The sequence below is a fragment of the Methanospirillum lacunae genome (genome assembly GCF_003173355.1).
GTDB classification, from domain to species: domain Archaea; phylum Halobacteriota; class Methanomicrobia; order Methanomicrobiales; family Methanospirillaceae; genus Methanospirillum; species Methanospirillum lacunae.
This window is the reverse complement of the sequence record NZ_QGMY01000005.1, coordinates 20826-39269: the sequence shown is the minus strand read 5'-3', so window position 1 is coordinate 39269 and position 18444 is coordinate 20826. Positions and strand designations below refer to the sequence as shown.

Here is an 18444-nt window from a genome sequence, read left to right as displayed (position 1 = left end):
TCTCTGCTCAGAAGTACAGGATGCAAAAAAGGGTTGAGTGGGTATTGCGGCTATTTACAGATCAATTCCGTACTTTTCAGCATTTACATCAGCGATAGCCTGGATCTTTGCGATCTCGACATCGTTACGCTGGGGCTTGAAGAGATGGGCAAACCGTTTCTGTGATTTCAGGTATTCATCAACAGGTTTCCGTTTGATCTTCTTGACCTTCTCAACCTTTCCATTGACCATCTCGTAGTTGACCCAGAGTCCGCACTCGATTGCCATCTTTGCAAGTTCTACGGTTTTAGCTCCATCAAAACCCCAGCCTGTACAGCATGGGGTGTGGATCTGAATATAACAGGGTCCTTCGGTCTGGACAGCACGGTCAACCTTCTTGATGACGTCGTTCGGATATGCTATCGAACAGGTTGCCACATATGGTGATCCATGGGCTGCAAGAATCTGGGGAAGATCCTTCTTGGGTCGGTTGTTTCCGGTTGAACGTTTTCCTGCTGGAGATGTGGTGGTTGAAGCATCATATGGTGTTGCACCGGAACGCTGAATCCCGGTGTTCATATAGGCTTCGTTATCGTAGCAGATGTATGTAATATTGTGGCCACGCTCAAATGCACCGCTGATGCACTGAATCCCGATATCAAAGGTTGCTCCGTCACCACAGATACAGAGAACATTTTCTTTACGTCCCTGTTTCTTTAATGCTGATTCAATCCCTGATGCCACTGCAGCAGCGTTCTCAAAGAGCGAGTGAATCCAGGGAACCTTCCAGGCAGTCTGTGGGTATGGGGTGGAGAAGACTTCCATACATCCGGTAGATGCACAGACGATAGACTCCGGACCTGATCCTTTCAGAATCAGGCGGGCAGCGAATGCCGGACCACAGCCACCACATGCACGGTGTCCACAGTCAACAAGTTCACAGGTCTTGTCTGCCATTCAGATCAACTCCTCACGAAGGCCTAAGAAGCAATCTCCTCTTCCTGCTTCAATCTCTCCGACCATCTTTTTAATATCCGCTATGGTAATATCCCTGCCACCAAGTCCGGCAACATAACTGAGCACAGACACTGATGAGTCATTGACTGCATCCTTGACTTCGTACCCGACAGCACCTTTCATCCGGGCACCGATTGAGAGGTTCTTCTCAAAGACACCAACCTTTTTGATCCCTGATAGTGCCTTCTTAACATCTTCTGCCGGAAATGGTCTGAACACAATTAACCTGAGAAGACCAACCTTCTTGCCGTCAGCCCTCATCTCATCAATGGCGTCCTTGATGGTTCCACTAACAGACCCAAGTGCGACAATAGCCACTTCAGCATCTTCAAGCTTGTATGCCTCGACAAGATTGCTGTAATCTCGTCCGAACTTCTGGCCAAACTCTTTGCCGACTCTTCTGATGACATCAAGAGACCTGACCATTGCCTGGTCTATCTCGTACCTGAATTCCATGTAGTATTCAGGTGTTGCATACATGCCCATGCTGATTGGATTCTTTGCATCAAGCATGTTATACGGCTTGTATGGAGGCAGGAATGCATCTACTTCAGCCTGTGTGGGCATATCCACCGGCTCGTAGGTGTGAGAGAGGATGAACCCGTCAAAGCAGATAAAGACCGGAAGAAGAACATCATGGTCTTCTGCAACCTTGTACGCGATGTAGTGGAAATCATGAATTTCCTGTGCATCCTCGGCGTAGATCTGAATCCAGCCACAGTCACGAAGAGCAATAGAGTCCTGCTGATCGTTCCAGATCGAGAGTGGTGCTCCTACTGCACGGTTTGCGATAGACATAACGATTGGCTGACGCATTCCGGCCACGTTGAAGCAGACTTCGGTCATGAGGAGCAGACCTTGTGAAGAGGTTGCAGAGTACACCCGTGAGCCTGCTGCTGATGCACCAAGACATGCAGACAAGGCAGAGAACTCACTCTCTACACAGATGTATTCACTGTCCAGTTCTCCGTCGGCTACCATCTCGGCGAGCCGCTCTACGATATGAGTCTGAGGGGTGATTGGATATGCAGAAACTACATCAGGCCTGCAGAGCTTTGCTGCCTCAGCGGCTGCGTGCGATCCTTCAAGAATTCCCTTCATTTACTTCTCCTCCTTGATCATCGTAATCGCACTTACAGGACATTCTGCTGCACAAAGACCACAGCCTTTACAGAAGTCATAATCTGGTGCAAACTTTTTATCTTGAGGATGAACACAGCCTTCAGGGCAGACCAGCTGGCACATACTGCAACCGGTACATTTCTCATGATCATAGACTGGCTTGAACACCCTCCATGAACCGGTCTTGTTCTCCTGAGCCTGCCCGGGTGCTGCTGCACACCCAATACGAAGAGCCATCAGGCACCTCCCTTAATCAGATCAAAGGCTGCACGCGCAGCATTCACATTCTTATCTGCCAGAGATCCGGAGAAACGTTCACGCACTGCTTCTTCAAGTGCATCAAGTGAAATTTCCCCACTTAACGCTGCAAATGCACCCATAAGGGTGGTATTGGTTATTGGAACACCAAGAATCTCAAGTGCCATCTTGGTTGCATCAATCTGGATCAGCTTAACGCCAGCAGGCACCGGTGAATCAAGACCCTTCTCTGTGTTAATGAGGACGATGCCGCCCTCTTTCATCCCGGAGAAGACATTCACATCCTTGATGAGAGTACTGTCCTGTACAATGACATAATCAGGTTCGTAGATCTGGCTCCGGAGCCTGATCTTATTATCTGAGAACCTGACAAATGCCTGGACCGGAGCTCCGCGTCTCTCGACACCAAAAGCCGGGAATGCCTGGGAGTAGACGCCACTTTTGAAGGCCGCTACCGCGATCAGTTCGGCAGCCGTGACCGAGCCCTGACCACCTCTTCCGTGTATTCGTAGTTCTCTCAAGAGAAATCCCGAGTATATTTTACACGATTAATCATATAAAACCCAGTCACTCAGGTACAGATACACATTAAAATCGCCAAATTTGAATTTAAGAGGTGATAAAGGGCTCATTTATTAACAGAAACCGGATATTAGGATGTTACAGTGCGAAGGGTATAAAAAAGCCAGAGATAATTCAACAGACAAAAGGCCGGGATAAACCATATTGAAATGCGGTGCACCAGTTCAGCCTGAGTTATCTTGCCACTGTCTGTGAAATGTATTCTGAGGATTCCTGATATCAACACCATTATCAGGGTCGCATACGTGATGACCATAAAAATGTCAAGAAAAACTCCGTACGACAGGTTCGGAATCTCACTGACAACACGCCAGTGAATAAGGACGGCTGCAAGAAACATGGAGGAATTCAGGCTCAGGCGGGAAGTCACTTTCATCAATAATGAAAAAAGGGAGACGAGGACAATGAGAAATATGGGCAGAAAGAATTTCAGTACATTAGAGAGGGCTTCTCTTTTCATCGTAAAATTGAAGACAGCCCGGGAGTATGCTGCCCCATCGCCCGGAAAGATCTGGCTATCAACTTTTGAGCTCACGTTCACAAAAGACCAGCCATCTATCTTTTCAGACGGGTCAATACCTGTTTTGATGGTATCAATGACAAAAATTGCTTCATTCTCATAGAGATCTTTAGGTTCTATCTCAATTCTGATGGTCTCATAATCAAAAGGATAATTCTGGAGAGTGAGATCAGTGCTCACAGTTGCATGCACCCGGTAGAACTTGTCATTTGGTGTGCTGTGAGTCAGATCTGCTGAAATGATATCCCCGTTCATCAGTTCGATATCATTGATGGTGACCGGTGTGTCTGATTCCAAGTGAAGATAAAAATCGACCTCACATGTCCCTTCCTGAATGTCAAATTGCTTGAAATCAATCACATAGACACCCACGGTGATTACCGCATGGGGGACAGTCATGTTTGTTGCCGGATCAGGCACTGTACTAGATACCTGGGTACTAAGTGCCAGTACGAGGAGAAGAAGAGAGAAAGATAATAAAATTTTTTTCTGGACACCTGATTTGTATCTACCCGACATGGCAGTTATCTCCAAAATGTCGCTTTTCAGAACTGATACCTGATTCCTGAAAGTTAATAGGTGATCCCGAAAGATAAAGGGGTAACTAAACACAGCTAAAGTATAAAGTATCTAATAAGAAGGCAAAGACTGTCAGAGTAAGCAGTCGACCAAAAAAACTTAAGTGTAAAACTTATCCAAAAGGATTGTGCATCGAGAGTTCCTCAATTCCCCGGAAATCTTTCACATTTCTAGTAACCAAAATTGTCCGCATATAGTTACAGTTGCGGCAATAATCGCATCAGGAAGACGGATAGAATAATTCTGACGTAGGTTTATTGCGATATCAGCAACCTGATCAAAAGGGGATGTCAACCTTTTGAATCAGTTCTCAGGCAGTTGCATGCCCATCAGGGGTATTATTCCTTTATCCAAGCAATTCGGTTTTTGATATAATTGAGATCGAGAAACCGCCAGAGTAAATCTCACTCATCCGTGAATTGGTTTCAGAAGGGATATCATATGTGAGAATATGGACGAGAATATTGGTATTGATAAGGTACTGATCCATTAACGTTCCCAGTCTTCCCTGACCACCTTGGCAACAGTATCAGATTCGGAGATATAATCAAGATATGCACCATAATATCGAGTTAGATCATGAGTTCTTTTTCCAGGCTGGATGTCTCCGACTCTCTCCCAGATTTCTATGGGAACAATAACTGCAGTCTTTTGACCGGTACTATTATACACATACTGAATATCCTCAATCATATCTTATCACAACCAATAGATTGTTCACTTTATTCAGTATCCCCTTCGGTTATCAATGTTTATCAAGTAACCATACATGAGGGAACAAAAAACTCCTCAATTGATTGGAGTTAGATCCACCGGAATTCCAATAATATCAGATACCTTATCTTTGAAAACCGATTCTGCAATCGATGCAAGACCCCGTGCTGCAGTCCACTCATCAAGAACAAGGGGCCGGGTACCAAGAAGCTGGGTCACTCCCGGTTCCACTGCCTCTGCTAGACTTCCACAAAGGGCAACCGGTGCTCCGGGAGATAAGAGAGCCAGAGATGCACATTCCATTGCTGCAAACATGGCAAGGGCAGGGATCTGCTGATCATCTGGCAACGTCTTTCCCACACCTGCCTGCAGAAAGGCATCATTTGCAGAGATAGTTCCGGTGTCAATTGCCCTGATAGCATCAAGATCAAGTGCACCATGAACCCTGCCAGGTGCAAAGAGACAGGCATCAAGTCCTCCAACAATACGTCCGTCTTTTACCAGCAATGAAACAGTATTGGAGCTGATATCACAGATTATGCAGTCAGGCCCCAGATGCCGGCTCACTTCAAAAGCAATCCCAATCTTTTCAGGACTTGCCTGATGGGAATAGGCCTTGAATCTGGGATCAGTGGGAGAACCACGGTGAAGCCCGGGAATGGCTACTGCAGAAATGCCACTTCTCTTAATCTCATCGAACACCCGGGTACCACCACCGGTATGTTCACCGGCGCCCTCCCGGCTGACAAGGCCCCGGTTTTTCAGATTCTCGATGTTTGTAATTGCCGAGAAGTTATCTCCCATCGAGTAGGTTACTGCAATCCCTTCAATATCATCCAGAGTATTATGAGGAGTGAGGCGTGCGAGATCGGTCATGTTAAATCCGGTCGCTTCCTTACGCGGTATTTTAAAACAGGCATCCGCTCCTGCAAACCGCATGGCTGTTGTTCCGTGATCGATCCCTATGAACATGGCTTACGCTTAGGTAGAAGGAGAGGAATATTTGTATGAATGCGTAGTATCGTAACCGGCGGAGCCGGATTCATCGGATCTCATATCGTTGATCACCTCGTAGCGCAGGGAGATGAGGTTGTGGTGATCGATGCCCTCCTTGCCGGAGACCTGCGTTTCATTAGCAGACACCTCGATTCAGGAGCTGTTAAATTTATCAGGGCAAATCTGCTCGAACCCGGATGGCAGGATGTATGTGCAGGAGCTGACCGGGTATGGCATATCGCCGCAGATCCTGATGTTCGGGAGAGTGCAGTAACCCCTGACGCACAACTCAACAATACCATCATCGCAACCCACCGGGTGCTCGAAGCGATCAGATTACACAAAATCCCTGAGATCGTCTTCACATCTACTTCCACCGTGTACGGAGAAGCAACCGTTATCCCGACACCTGAAACCTACACCCCCATGGAACCGGTATCAGTGTATGGTGCAGCAAAACTCGCATGTGAAGCCTTGATATCTGCATATTGCCACAGCTTCGGAGTCAGGGGATACATATTCAGATTCGCAAACATCATCGGTCCGAGAAGCGGTCACGGGGTTATTACTGACTTTATCAAAAAACTCAGGGCAAATCCGAAAGAACTTGAGATCCTTGGGGATGGAAAACAGACAAAATCATACCTTGAGGTGACTGCCTGTGTCGCAGCAATATCATACGTGATTGCCCATGCAAACGATCAGGTGAACACATACAATATCGGCTCAGAAGACTGGATCGATGTGACCACCATTGCTGATATCCTGGTAAAGGAAGCAGGTCTTGCAGGGGTCTCCTATAAGTATACCGGAGGAAGCAGGGGCTGGGTCGGAGATGTTCCAAAGATGCAACTCTCGGTTGAAAAACTCAAGTCTCTCGGATACACACCAACGATTGGTAGTCATGAGAGCGTCAGGCTGGCAGTCAGGGCAGCACTTTCGGGGCAGGAATGAAGTATCTGATCGTCCTCGGGGACGGTATGGCAGATGAGCCGATAGCAGAACTCGGGGGAAAGACACCTCTTGAAGTGGCTGAAACCCCGTTTATGGATCAGATTGCACGGGAAGGTGCGATGGGCCTGCTAAAAACCGTTCCTGACGGATATCAACCGGGAAGTGACATCGCGAATCTGGGTGTTCTCGGGTATGATGTGAAAACCTGCTATACAGGAAGAGGTGCTCTGGAGGCTGCAAGTATGGGTATCGACCTAGGACCTGCTGATATGGCATACCGATGCAACCTTGTTACCATTACAGACGGAGTGATGACTGACTTCTCTGCCGGACATATCAGTAGTGAAGAAGGGGCAGCACTGCTTGAGAGCCTGAACGAAGAAATAATACGTACAAATCAACAAACTGCAATTTTTTACCCCGGAGTCAGCTACCGGAACCTGATGGTCATCCCGAGTGGAGGCGGAGTAGAGTCTACACCTCCCCATGATATCGTTGATCAGAAGATCGAGACCTGGCTGCCAAAAGGACCTGATTGTGAACTTATTCTCACTCTCATGGAGATCAGTAGCAGGGTTTTTGCTGATCACCCGGTAAACCGGGAGCGGATTGCTGCAGGAAAAAAACCGGTAACACACATCTGGCCCTGGAGTAGCGGTAAGAGACCGGAAATTTCACACTTTTCAGAAAGATGGGGAATTTCTGGTGGGATGATATCAGCAGTGGATCTCCTCAATGGTATCGCAAAATATGCAGGGATGGAGATCATACGGGTGCCGGGAGCAACGGGATTTCTTGACACTGACTATAATGCAAAGGCCCGGTATACGATAAATGCGCTCAGGCATTTGGACTTTCTTTATCTCCATGTCGAGGCTCCTGACGAGGCAGGCCATATGGGAGATCTAAAAGAGAAGATTCTTGCTATCGAGCGGGTGGATGCCATGCTTGGCACCATCATGGAGGAGTTTGATGGAAGGATTGCAGTTCTGCCTGATCATCCAACCCCGATACGAGTGAAGACACACACCATGGATCCGGTTCCCTTTGCTATCAGAGGAATAAAGACAGACGGATGCACCAGATTCTCAGAGACAGAAGCTGTATCTGGTGGTTTTGGAACGATGAAAGGGACAGACCTTCTCCCTTTGCTCCTCTCATGAGAAGAACAGATAGCATAGTCTCCAATAATCAGATTTAACCGACAGAATATAGTCATCCTGCCTCCAATACATCATCAACACCGGCCTTATTCAGACAAATATCCGGCCGCTATATAAAGGGGAAGCAATGCCGAAGAAGAGTTTACTGATGTGGGACGAGACCCTCTTCCGGGACCCCGACGTTTTTGAGATAGATTATATTCCTGATCAGTTTAATTACCGTGAAAACCAGATGCGCGAACTTTCGTTCCTGCTGAGGCCAGGGCTGAAAGGAGGAAGGCCACTCAACGCCATCATCAAGGGAACGCCCGGAACTGGAAAGACCACATCAGTGAGGAAGATCTTCTCCGATCTCGATGACATTGATTCCATGATGGTCCCGGTTCAGGTAAACTGTCAGATAGAAAATACCCGCTTCTCAATTCTTTCAGAGATATATAAAAAACTTACAGGCCATGGTCCTTCAGCTGCAGGAAATTCATTCAAAAGGGTTTTTGAGTCTATTGCCCAGTCAATGATAGAGCAGAACCGGGTTGTGGTTGTTGCCCTTGATGATGCAAACTATCTGATGGTTGAGAATGAACTCAACAAGATTCTCTACATTCTCCTCAGGTCACATGAGGCATATCCGGGAACGCGAGTCGGGGTCATCGTAATCATTTCAGATATGGAGGTTGATCTCTCCCGGGAAATTGACAGCAGGGTCAGGTCAGTATTTTCCCCAACCGAGATCTACTTCCCTCCTTATGCAGAGGCTGAAATCTTTAACATCCTTCGTGAACGGGTACTGCAGGGATTTTATCCGGGTGTTCTTCCTGATGATATGCTGAGGATCATCACTGCCCATACGATGGCTGCAGGAGATCTCAGGGTAGGCATTGACATGCTGAAACGCTCTGCACTCAATGCAGAGATGGCAGCAGAACGTGAGATCAGCAGAGAGCATATCAGAGAAGCATATAAAGTTTCAAAATATGTCCATCTCCAGTACAGCCTCAAATCCTTAAGTACAGAAGAAAAAGATCTCATTAAACTGATTGCAAAGGCATCAAAGGCTGATGAGCAGCTTACAACCGGCGATCTCTTCGAGGTTGCAAAAAAGGACCTGAAAATCGGGTATACATCATTTTATGAAATGGTCCAGAAACTGGACAGCCTCCGTCTGCTGAATCTTCAGTTCAAGGAAGGAAGAGGACGGACACGCCTGATCAATCTCCGGTATGATCCTGATAAAATTCTTTTATATCTATAAAAGGGCGTTCAAAGAGGGAATCGAAGTCTTCAATACTCTTCCATCCCAGATGTAAGTGTACTCCATGGGGGTTCGAACGTGATAAGTGTTAATGAATTAGCTCTTGAGATATTCGATAATCTCGCAAACTATTCTGAAGATTTTAATGTCGCATACCATGAACTTGACAATGGTGCCAAGATTGTGGACTGTGGTGTGTCTGTAGCTGGAGGTTATGCAGCAGGTCGGGCATTTACCGAGATCTGTATGGGAGGTCTTGGAGAAGTCAACTTCAGGATGGGGCAGATCAAGGATGTGCCGATGCCATTCATCGAAGTCAGCACTGACTTTCCTGCAATCTCCTGTCTTGGCGCACAGAAGGCCGGATGGACAGTAAAGGTAAACAATTACTTTGCTATGGGTTCAGGTCCTGCACGTGCACTTGCACTCAAGCCAAAACACACCTTTGAGGTCATCGGATACGAAGATGAGAGCGACGATGCAGTCATCGCACTCGAATCAGATCATCTGCCAAACGGTGAAGTCATGGAAAAGATCGCAAAGGAATGTGGTATCGAGGTTGAGAACCTCTGTGCAGTTGTCGCACCAACCGCATCCATTGTCGGTTCCATCCAGGTTTCAGGACGTTGTGTTGAGACTGCAATCTACAAGCTGAATGAACTCGGCTTTGACACCAAGAAGATCACAGCAGCAATCGGCTGTGCACCTATTCCACCGGTAAAGGCAGATGCAACCAAGGCGATGGGCACCACCAATGATGCAACCATCTACCATGGCCAGATCAACCTGACTATGAAGGCACCGGAGATCAAGGACTACCTCGATAAGATTCCAAGCAACAAGTCAAAGGGATACGGCAAACCGTTCTACGACATATTCAAGGAAGCAAACTTTGATTTCTACCAGATTGATACCTCACTCTTCTCACCAGCCGAAGTCACTATCAATGAACTGACTGAAGGCAAGGTGTACCATGTTGGGGCAGTCAATCCTGATGTCGTCCTCAAGTCCTTCGGATACCTGTAAAAATATTTCAGGTACCTCTTTTTTTGATACCACCAGATAAACCGTCATCCTTTAACGAGATGTAACTCACATAGAGAACAAAAAAAGGGTTATGCCTCGATACCGAGGGCAGTGAGAAGATCTGCAAGAGGAATGCCATGAACGGCAGCAGCCTCGCTGACAGTTTCACCACGGCTGATTGCACATCCGACGCAGCCCATGCCAAACCGTGCAAAAACTGCACCGGCATCAGGTTTTTCCTGAAGAACTTCAAGGATTGTTGAGTCCTTATTTAATGCCATGTGTACTATGTTGCAGATCACTACGGAAAAAAGATACGGTGCAGGATCCTCTGACTCAATTATCAGAATTAATACGAAACAGATTGATACCTGAAGATCACATAAAACATCAGGAGAAAGGTACTCGGTGGGCAGTCACCCTAGCTGATACCTGTACATAGATTATGCTCTGGATATCCACCCGTTGTTTAAAGGATTCTCCGCTTGAGGTTACGCTTGAGAATCTGGGATCGCTTACCAGGGGAGTCGAGATAATTGATGGGGGAGTACATCGCATCCCCTCGGTAAGCCTTCTTGAGTCGTTTCCGTACCGGTACTCAATCAGGCTTCCTCAGTTTGATATCAACCTGTCAAGTATTCTTGAGCCGGTAAGGCAGGCGTCCGTTGCTGTTGTAATAGAACGATTTACATTAGCAGCTGAAGTAAATGCTGATGTCATCGTCAACCCCGGATATCTGACGTCGCTTTCAGAGTTTGCACAGGCACGCAAACAACTCTCACGGTCAAGCCGGGATCTTATTCAGGCAGCCGATGAGTACGGGGTCAGGTTCCTGATAAGGAACACCGGACGATGGGCACATTATCTGCTCAGAACACCTGAGGATCTTGGGATGGTCAGCCAGGTACCTCTGGCTCTTGATATCGGGCATGCCCATGTAAACGGGTGTCTTCCCCAGTTCCTGCACGACGGGGCGAGCAGGTACATGTATCTGTATGATTGCAAAGGTATCTCTGAAGAGCATCAGGAGATAGGGAAAGGATCTATCAACTTCAGCACGATTGCCACGGCCATGTACGCCCATGGTGCCCAGGGCGTTGTGGATGTTCCAACCTACCGGGGTGCATACAACAGCGTCAGAGCACTTCGCGAGTTTGGAATCGGATAATATTAATTTTCTAAATATATCTATGACCAGATACAGGATTCTCTCATGGAATGTGAACGGACTTCGTGCTATTGCAGGTAAGGAAATCCTGGATAACAAATTATTTCAGGATTTTCTCATTCATGACAACCCAGATATCTGCGGGCTCCAGGAGACCAAGGTTGATGCAAAAAGCCTTCCCCCGGGACTAGGACGGATAGGGGGCTACTTTTTTTATTTAAACCCGGCAGAGCGAAAAGGATACAGCGGGGTTGCACTCTATTCCAGACGTGAACCAGAGGAGATCTCATACGGATTTGGCCACGATGAATTTGATCACGAAGGGCGGACGATCGTTGCCAGGTACCCCGAGTTCACTCTTTACACAATCTATTTTCCAAACGGCGGTGCATCAGAGGAAAGGCTTGCATTCAAGCTGAGGTTTTATGACGCTTTCCTGAATCATGTCAAAGAACGCAGTGCAGCCGGTGAAAAAATTGTCATCTGCGGAGATGTGAACACAGCTCATACTTCCATAGATCTTGCAAGGCCAAAAGAGAATGAGAACGTTTCTGGCTTTCTCCCAGTTGAACGAAGATGGCTTGATGAACTCGTGCAGGCAGGGTACATTGATACCTTCAGGCTCTTTGAAAGTGAAGGGGGGCATTACACCTGGTGGGATTATAAAACTAAAGCGCGTTCACGTAATGTCGGCTGGCGTATAGATTACTTTTTTGTCAACGAATTGATGAGAAATAATGTGGAAGCCTCTCTTATTCGAAGTGATGTAATGGGTTCAGATCACTGCCCTGTTGAACTTGTTCTCTCATTCTAAGCCCCATCTTTCCTGGTGTGCGGCTCTATGAAATCGGGTACCTGAGCAGTGCAGCCACACCGCCAAGTTTCTCCAGCCGTTGACCAGGTTCAAATTCAGTAGAAAGGATCACAACATCAGCCCTCATATCTTCTGCTTCACTGACCAGGGCTGTGACTTCCTGGTTATGAAGTCCGGTATCGGCAATGAGGAGTGTCTCTACTGCCCCGAACTTTACACCATCAGAGACCTCCTGCATACCGTACGCTGTAGGCTCACCTTTCGCAATCCTGGCCATGAGTTCATCAAGAAACCTGACTTCCCGTGCAAGTTGCAGATCACCGGTGAGTTTTTCAAGCACACCCTGACCGATAACCTCCTGGACCGCTCCTCTGCCACTGCGCCTGGTTTCAATAACGAGAAGAGCACCTGCCCGGCTTGGCTGCAGAGCTTTGAGTCTTCGGGCAAAATCCTCTTTGATAAAACCGGGACCTGCGATGACGAGCGGACCGGTCACCGGTTCAAGTACTGCAATGACAGCATCATAGAGATCCTGCCTGGTGCTGCATTCCATACCTTTCCCACTCCCGGCTGTGAGTGAAAAGATCTGACGAGGCCCATAACTGTGCATCCGGTAGAGCTCAGCATCACCCTCTTCAATGGCCAGGATATGAACAGCTTCTGCACCTGCACTCTTCACTGCCCGTTCTATCCGGTCAAGGTCGGCCTGAAACCAGGTTCTGATAACCGAGATCTCATACCCAGGCTCAAGATTCAGGGTATGATGTGATCCCTCATCTACTCCCTGTTCAATGAGACCAAAGACCCGCAAACGAATCGCGTACTCATGAAACTCGACCTGTTCTACCCTGATACCGAGTCGTACCGGACGCTTTTCCTGCTTTTCAGGACGAATTTTATCGGTCGCTCCTTCCACACTGCGAAGGGTTGTTGCAAAAACAAGACAACCCGGGATTATGAGATGTTTCAGGTGCCAGAGATCGTCTGAAGACTCGGGAAAGAGTTTAATCTCTCCGAAAGAGCGTTGAAGTTCACCAATATCTGCCTTCATGCCCCTCTCATATCAGGCATCCTTTACCTCTTCCCTGATGTCAGAACCACCCGGTGGGACAAAGGCAGCAATCGATTCAGTATTGAGTGCAAACTTGAGTGCTTTCTGTTCAGACATGGGAAGGCGGTCACGGAGCACACGGACAACCTTTTTTGCTACATCGTTTGGTTCAAAAGTTCCAGGTGAAAGCATCAGGAAGAAGTCGGTCCGACTCTGCACAGCAGATGCCGGTCCACCAATGATCCTGGTTTCTGGTTTCTTCTGTAGCCCTATCGCGATTTCAAGGGGAACAGATTTGAACCACTGTCTCTCGCCTCTGACCACAAAAGAACCACGGGAGAGATATTCCCCGGATTCGGCTGTCTTTGAGACCTGGTCAGGCCGGGCAGCATACACATCAGCGGTACCAAATCCGGAGCGCCATGCTCCAGAGTATGCGGCTGCAAACCGGGAGACCTCATCCCAACATTCAGTCTTCCCTTTCACGACAACAACACTGGCTCCATGAATATCTGCATGGAGAAAGGTGTCTCCTCCTTCAAGGTACTTCTTGACAAGGTCCTCGTTCTGGCCTGCATCACGACCTCCAATAACCAGGATACCATCAGAAGTATAAAACCAGCGGAACCGGTGAAACCATTTATTCTTGGGTTTACTGTAACCGGCAGCCTTTCTTACCGGTTGCTGGATCTGCCTCTCCATTGCAGCCTTGGCACCGGTATGTTTCTTCTTGAACTTCTTGATCTGGTCATAATTACGGCCGGCATTCTGCTCAACAGTCTCATGAACAAAGATCTTTACCAGGATCCCGAGATCCAGATCCACTGCAGCTTCTGCAGGAAAAACCTGCTTTATCCGTTTCCCAACACCCTGATTATCAGCTTTGAGAATATCTTCAATCTCCTGCCAGGATCTCGTCTTCGATGCAGTACTCAAGGTAGTGATAACTTCCTGGACAAACGAGTATTCCTCATAGATCTTCTCTACGATCTCTTCATACCGCTTGATCTGTCTCTCAAACTTCTTAACAGACTCTTCCTGCTGACGCCTGATCCGTTCCTCTCGCGAGATCTTTGGTTTTGCCTCTTTGATCTCTCTAACTTTTTTCGGATAGTAGACAACCAGGGCATCGCTGAATGACTTGAACGGACCTTGCAATGTAGGGTCAGCAGTGATCACCGGATGACAACCGCTCTTTGTAATTACTGCTGCAGGATGATCCTGTGCCTCTGCCAAAAGAGCATGAATTGCATCATACACAATACCACCATCTACCTCTGCAGCAGGAGTTTCCTTGGGAATACCTGCTGTGCGGCATACCTGCTCGGCATACATTCCTCCTAGAAATGATCCGACCGCCAGAGCCCTCACGATGTCGCGATCATCTGCCTTCAGCATGGCAATATATTCATCACGGGTCTGTAGACTGACATCATGAGGGGGAAACGAATAGACTATACCGGGAAGGACATCGCGGTCTTTGAACTTCTGCCTGGTCAGTGGCTGGACGATTGAGTAATCCTCATTACAGAGGATGATATTTCCGACATCAAAAACCTCGATGATCAGGTGATATACCTGGTCAGATTTCTGAATATCGATGATTACAGTCCTCTGTAGTCCACGCTGTCTGATGTCAAGAATTCTACCACCAACAAGATATTTGCGCAGCAGCATGGCAAAGGCCGGAGGAATGATTGGAAACTCAGGAACTTCAGGGACCAAGTGAAGCCTTCTTCCAGGCTCTATCAGAAGTGTACGTTTCTCCCGCTCTTTTGTATTCATCCGGATGCCAGCAATCCGGTCTTCTCCCAAGTACACCTTATGGACCCATAACGGTAATAATCGCCGCAGCTCGGCAGTTACCGCAACGAGATCCACGCCACTCATACCCTGCTGAGTTGCCATATAATACTAACTTACATATGGACTCAAGACTAAAAAAGTAGGACAAGTGGGTACCCGAATGACGGAAGAATCGCTCCAGACTGCTCCGGAATCAATAGATGCCGCGCCTGTGTCCGTTCCTGAACCTGACGATTATACCGGGCGCATTATCCGGACAATCATCGCCGTAGTTGCCGGGTTCTTCGCAGGTCTAATATGTTTTATGTTTGAAGGAATGGCAACACAGTCAGCCGGGTCAAGCTCAGGAATATTTGCAATCCTTGTTCTTATCGCTGCCATTATGATACAGAAACATGTCTTTATGGCATTGCGGCTTCGGTACACCCTCGAAAAGAAAGACTGGTTTTACCAGGGTTTTATGACTTTTTCATTCTGGTTCGTGACCTGGACGATCCTCCTCACCGGCACAGCCATGAACGCAGCCTGATAACATATGCGAATAGCGGTAGTTCATAAAGATCGCTGTCATTCACGCAAATGCGGCAGCGAGTGTATCCTGTACTGTCCCCGGGTACGAACCGGTGATGAGACTATTCTTCTTGATGAAGAAGGAAAGGCTTTCATCTCCGAAGAACTCTGTGTCGGGTGCGGTATCTGTGTAAAGAAATGTCCTTTTGAAGCCATCGATATCATCACCCTTCCTGAGGAACTCGAGTATCCGACACACCGGTACGGACCCAATAGTTTCGTGCTTTATGGAATGCCGGCACCGATTCAGGGAAAGGTGACCGGTGTTCTTGGTGCCAACGGTATTGGAAAATCAACATCTGTGATGATCCTCTCAGGCCAGCTCATCCCGAATATGGGATTCTTCGATGAAGAGGCTAAATGGGAGTCTATCCTCAAGAAGTACACCGGTACAGAACTTTTTGAGTACCTCCAATTGCTCTCAAAAGGTGGAGTGAAGGTATCAGTCAAGCCTCAGTACATTGATGTAATTCCGAAAGTCTTCAACGGATTAGTCAAAGACCTTCTGAAGACTACCGATGAACGGGAAATGCTCTCACACTATGTTGAGAAACTCTCTCTGACTGGCATTCTTGATCAGAATATACGACTGCTTTCTGGTGGTGAACTCCAGCGGGTTGCACTCACTGCAGCCCTCGCACGCGAAGCAGACTTCTACTTCCTTGATGAAGTAACTCCCTTCCTTGATATTCACCAGAGGATGGCTGCTGCCCAGGTAATCAGAGAACTTGCAGAGCAAAAGCCGATCGTGCTTATCGAACACGATATTGCCATTCTTGACATGCTTGCTGATACAGTGCATGTAGCATACGGTAAACCTGCAGTCTTTGGTATCATTACCAGACCAAAGGGAGTCCGGATTGGTATTAATCAGTACCTTGATGGATTTTTGGCAGAAGAAAATGTCAGGATCCGTGATTATCCGGTAACCTTTGAGGTCAGGACTCATGATGAGGGTGCCAAAAAGAGCCAACTTATGCAGATTCCGGTCATGTCAAAGAAATTTGACCGGTTTTCACTGCAGGTAAATGGTGGCGATATCAGGGCTGGTGAAGTTATCGGAGTGGTTGGCGCAAACGGTATTGGAAAATCAACCTTTGCCCAGCTTCTGGCAGGTGCAGTCAAACCTGACACCGGTGAGATGACTGATACAGTCAGAATATCATATAAGCCTCAATATGTCAAGACTGACTCAACCGATACGGTAGAATTCACTCTACGACAAATAACCAAGGCATTTGACTCTGGCAGATACCAGCATGATATCATTGAACCACTCTCCCTTGAACCAATCCTTCAGTCTCCGTTGAGCACCCTTTCAGGTGGTGAACTTCAGCGTGTCTCAATCGCTGTCTGTCTTTCCCGGGATGCTGACCTCTATGTGCTTGATGAGCCAAGTGCCCACCTTGATGTAGAGCAGCGGATGAAACTTACCAAGGTATTCAGACAGAGAATTGAAGGGAAAGAAGCTGCTGTGCTGGTAATTGATCACGATATCTACGTGATTGATATTATCAGTGAACGTCTGCTTGTCTTTGAAGGAACTCCGGGAGTTGAAGGTCGTGCTACCGGACCATTTGATATGCGTGAGGGTATGAACCGGTTCCTTAAGGAATTGAATGTAACATTCAGGCGCGATAAGAGCGGACGCCCACGAATCAATAAACCTGGATCATTCCTTGACCGTGAACAGATCGGCAAGGGCGAATACTACTACCAGGACCCTGACGAATAACTACTACTCCCTTTTTTCAGATTACAGAGTTTTGATATAGGGTACTATCTTTACGAATAGCATTAACAAAAAAGAGTGAAATTCCAGGACTTCACTTGGTGATAGTCTGACCAGATGGGAATGAAACTGTTGATGTGAGATTTGAAGGTACTGTTGCATTTTTGGTTACATTCGTCAGATTCCCAACTGTGGTTACAACGGGTGCTGCTGTTTTAACGGGAACCACCGGTGCTGTTGATGTTACCGGAGATACCGTCTGATTTCCGGTCTTCTGTATTGATGTTGCAGAAGTGTTATTCACTGGTGCTGAAACTGACAGAATTGACGGTGAAGAAGAAACAGGAACCGAAACGGTCGGTATTGTAGTAAGAACAGGAGCAGTTAGTATTGTAGTCTTATTAGTTGGTGCTGATGTCGCCACTGGTAAAACTACTGGTGAACTGGAGTTGCCTGTAGTTGGAATTGACATGATTGTTGGGGAGCCGGATGACGCTGGTACTGATGATGTTGGAGCAGCAGTTATTACCGGAGCAACAGTCTGGACCGATGCTGGTGTTCCTGTTGATCCTGCCTGCATCATTGAAACAGGTGCTGTTGTACCTGCCGGAGCAGTTGTGGTTGAAGGTACTGTTGACTGTGCCTGCATCGGTGTAACAGGAGATGAACCCTGAGATGGTGATCCCCCGGGTGTCTTTATCACAACAGGAGTTCCTCCGGAAGTCAGAGCCATTTCTGAACTAGTACCTGGAGTATACTGAACAGATTGATCTGCAACCGTGTCACCAATCTTGAAGGTGATCATCGGTGCTCCGCCCGAAAAGTCATTCTCTCCGGAAAGAACAATCAGGCGCTCATCAAAGGTTCCAGTACCTCCATACTTGCCAGCCTCTTTCACCTTGATGCTACCCTGTTTCACACCGTTCACATACGCAGTAATCTCTGTTCCAACGGCTACTGGAGTCCCCCCATTTGTTGCACTTCCATAAAATTCACAGGGAAGCTGAGGAGATGCACTTGTAGGTACAATACAGAAGGCCATCAGGATAACAAGACCTGAAATGACCATAATCCAACCCATGCGGTTTTCAATATATGACATAAAAATCACTCTAAAAAAACTGGGAATTAATTCCCTGCC

General features: G+C 47.4%; 20 protein-coding genes. 8 read left to right on the top strand and 12 right to left on the bottom strand.

The window, feature by feature from the left end; genetic code table 11:
- Positions 1–54: 54 nt before the first annotated feature.
- From DK846_RS05825 to DK846_RS05795, 8 genes are all read right to left on the bottom strand, one after another.
- Entirely contained in the window at positions 55–936 is an 882-nt protein-coding gene (locus tag DK846_RS05825; protein ID WP_109968002.1) for a thiamine pyrophosphate-dependent enzyme, read from the bottom strand.
- Positions 937–2097 (bottom strand): pyruvate ferredoxin oxidoreductase, encoded by a 1161-nt coding sequence (gene porA, locus DK846_RS05820; RefSeq protein ID WP_109968001.1) that lies wholly within the window; start codon positions 2095–2097, stop codon positions 937–939.
- Positions 2098–2355, bottom strand: a complete 258-nt coding sequence (locus tag DK846_RS05815; protein ID WP_109968000.1) for a 4Fe-4S binding protein — start codon at positions 2353–2355, stop codon at positions 2098–2100. It lies immediately after the preceding gene.
- Positions 2355–2897 carry a pyruvate ferredoxin oxidoreductase subunit gamma gene (locus DK846_RS05810; protein ID WP_109967999.1) on the bottom strand — a complete coding sequence of 181 codons (543 nt, stop codon included), beginning with the start codon at positions 2895–2897 and terminating at the stop codon, positions 2355–2357. The genes DK846_RS05815 and DK846_RS05810 overlap by 1 nt, the downstream gene beginning before the upstream one ends.
- 131 nt (positions 2898–3028) lie before the next feature.
- Positions 3029–3997: a ligand-gated ion channel gene (locus DK846_RS05805; protein ID WP_109967998.1), complete on the bottom strand. Its 969-nt coding sequence runs from the start codon at positions 3995–3997 to the stop codon at positions 3029–3031.
- A 406-nt stretch (positions 3998–4403) separates the two neighbouring features.
- On the bottom strand, positions 4404–4547 hold the full coding sequence (locus tag DK846_RS17435) for a type II toxin-antitoxin system VapC family toxin (RefSeq protein WP_146201149.1): 144 nt from the start codon (positions 4545–4547) through the stop codon (positions 4404–4406).
- Complete coding sequence (locus DK846_RS05800; protein WP_109967997.1) at positions 4547–4750, bottom strand: hypothetical protein; 204 nt, start codon at positions 4748–4750, stop codon at positions 4547–4549. The genes DK846_RS17435 and DK846_RS05800 overlap by 1 nt, the downstream gene beginning before the upstream one ends.
- A 96-nt stretch (positions 4751–4846) precedes the next feature.
- Positions 4847–5743, bottom strand: a complete 897-nt coding sequence (locus DK846_RS05795; protein ID WP_109967996.1) for a methanogenesis marker 12 protein — start codon at positions 5741–5743, stop codon at positions 4847–4849.
- Between the two features lie 39 nt (positions 5744–5782).
- On the opposite strand from DK846_RS05795, the gene DK846_RS05790 reads away from it, so the two are divergent.
- The 4 genes from DK846_RS05790 to mch all read left to right on the top strand — a co-directional run bounded on the left by DK846_RS05790 (position 5783) and on the right by mch (position 10162).
- A complete protein-coding gene (locus DK846_RS05790) occupies positions 5783–6721 on the top strand; it encodes an NAD-dependent epimerase/dehydratase family protein (RefSeq protein ID WP_109967995.1) in 939 nt (312 codons plus the stop codon).
- Positions 6718–7884, top strand: coding sequence for a cofactor-independent phosphoglycerate mutase (locus tag DK846_RS05785; protein ID WP_109967994.1), 1167 nt, complete (start codon positions 6718–6720; stop codon positions 7882–7884). The genes DK846_RS05790 and DK846_RS05785 overlap by 4 nt, the downstream gene beginning before the upstream one ends.
- Before the next feature lie 127 nt (positions 7885–8011).
- Entirely contained in the window at positions 8012–9136 is a 1125-nt protein-coding gene (locus tag DK846_RS05780) for an ORC1-type DNA replication protein (protein ID WP_109967993.1), read from the top strand.
- A 78-nt stretch (positions 9137–9214) separates the two neighbouring features.
- Positions 9215–10162 carry a methenyltetrahydromethanopterin cyclohydrolase gene (gene mch, locus DK846_RS05775; protein ID WP_109967992.1) on the top strand — a complete coding sequence of 316 codons (948 nt, stop codon included), beginning with the start codon at positions 9215–9217 and terminating at the stop codon, positions 10160–10162.
- 89 nt (positions 10163–10251) lie between these two features.
- Here the strand turns inward: mch and DK846_RS05770 are convergent, their stop codons facing one another.
- The gene (locus DK846_RS05770) at positions 10252–10443 is read right to left on the bottom strand and encodes a DUF1858 domain-containing protein (RefSeq protein WP_109967991.1); all 192 of its coding nucleotides are present in this window, start codon (positions 10441–10443) and stop codon (positions 10252–10254) included.
- Positions 10444–10607: 164 nt separating this feature from the next.
- Here DK846_RS05770 and DK846_RS05765 point away from each other — a divergent pair, with 164 nt between their 5' ends.
- Positions 10608–11330, top strand: a complete 723-nt coding sequence (locus DK846_RS05765) for a TIM barrel protein (protein WP_109967990.1) — start codon at positions 10608–10610, stop codon at positions 11328–11330.
- Positions 11331–11352: 22 nt separating this feature from the next.
- Entirely contained in the window at positions 11353–12144 is a 792-nt protein-coding gene (locus DK846_RS05760; RefSeq protein WP_109967989.1) for an exodeoxyribonuclease III, read from the top strand.
- Between the two features lie 25 nt (positions 12145–12169).
- Here the strand turns inward: DK846_RS05760 and DK846_RS05755 are convergent, their stop codons facing one another.
- Positions 12170–13195, bottom strand: coding sequence for an mRNA surveillance protein pelota (locus DK846_RS05755; RefSeq protein ID WP_109967988.1), 1026 nt, complete (start codon positions 13193–13195; stop codon positions 12170–12172).
- A gap of 12 nt (positions 13196–13207) precedes the next feature.
- Positions 13208–15103 carry a ribosome rescue protein RqcH gene (gene rqcH, locus DK846_RS05750; RefSeq protein ID WP_109967987.1) on the bottom strand — a complete coding sequence of 632 codons (1896 nt, stop codon included), beginning with the start codon at positions 15101–15103 and terminating at the stop codon, positions 13208–13210.
- Positions 15104–15161: 58 nt separating this feature from the next.
- Here rqcH and DK846_RS05745 point away from each other — a divergent pair, with 58 nt between their 5' ends.
- Together DK846_RS05745 and DK846_RS05740 are read left to right on the top strand one after the other, a co-directional pair.
- A complete protein-coding gene (locus DK846_RS05745) occupies positions 15162–15530 on the top strand; it encodes an EMC6-like membrane protein (RefSeq protein WP_109967986.1) in 369 nt (122 codons plus the stop codon).
- A 6-nt stretch (positions 15531–15536) separates the two neighbouring features.
- Positions 15537–17306 carry a ribosome biogenesis/translation initiation ATPase RLI gene (locus DK846_RS05740; protein WP_109967985.1) on the top strand — a complete coding sequence of 590 codons (1770 nt, stop codon included), beginning with the start codon at positions 15537–15539 and terminating at the stop codon, positions 17304–17306.
- 91 nt (positions 17307–17397) lie between these two features.
- Here DK846_RS05740 and DK846_RS05735 read toward each other — a convergent pair whose 3' ends face one another.
- Complete coding sequence (locus DK846_RS05735; RefSeq protein ID WP_146201148.1) at positions 17398–18405, bottom strand: hypothetical protein; 1008 nt, start codon at positions 18403–18405, stop codon at positions 17398–17400.
- Positions 18406–18444: the final 39 nt, after the last annotated feature.